Genomic DNA, 706 nt, shown 5'->3' with positions numbered 1-706 from the left:
GACCATGCCGGCGCCTGGACGTCAAAGCTGCCGATCGCCGATCTCAAGGGCTTCTTCGGCGCACTCGGCTGCTCCTGCTGGGCCGTGTGAGACACGCAGAACGCTCGATATCGTCAGTGAAAACTCTTCCAAGGAACAAGAAATGAAAAGCATGGCCAGAACTGGTGCGATAGCGGCAGTCTCCATCCTGATCGCTTCGTCGGCCGCACTCGGTGATGACCGTGCCTCGTCAAAGGTCAAGGCCCGCCCTTCCTGGGCGAAGGTGGTTGTGAACCAGCCGTCGCCCAAGCGTGGCGCCTATTACAAGGGAGTATCCCGGACCACCTTCGGCAATCTCGAATGGCCGCAGACCCGATGAGGGACTAGAGTATCCCGCTTTCAAGCGGAATACTGGAAGCGGAAGGGCGCTCTAGAACCAAAGTGCCAGAGCTATCCGGCCCGCTTCCGGGGCGTTGTCGGGAGCTTTATCCGAAGTCGATTTCGCGGTGTGGTGGTGACCGGGATCGGTATCTGGGCGGCGAAGACCACGCCATCGGTGTGTGACCATCACAAAGGAGATGCGAAAGACCCTGGAGTGGCGTCGCCTACATCTATTGTTGCCAAAATCGCAATTCAGTCGAAATCATTATTGCAATTCAGCAGCGCAATCCGGTCGGCTACACCTGCTCTCACCAAACAAGTTCACCCCAGACCGGCCAAGACCGGG

At 58.2% G+C, this 706-nt stretch carries 1 protein-coding gene; it reads left to right on the top strand.

From position 1 onward, the window contains the following. The first annotated feature begins 151 nt into the window (after positions 1-151). Positions 152-358, top strand: a complete 207-nt coding sequence (locus ACTJKE_RS36565) for a hypothetical protein (protein ID WP_156436805.1) — start codon at positions 152-154, stop codon at positions 356-358. Positions 359-706 lie beyond the last annotated feature (348 nt).

The organism is Ensifer sp. 22521 (genome assembly GCF_052044795.1).
In the GTDB taxonomy this organism is placed as follows: domain Bacteria; phylum Pseudomonadota; class Alphaproteobacteria; order Rhizobiales; family Rhizobiaceae; genus Ensifer.
This window is presented reverse-complemented; position numbering and strand designations above follow the sequence as displayed.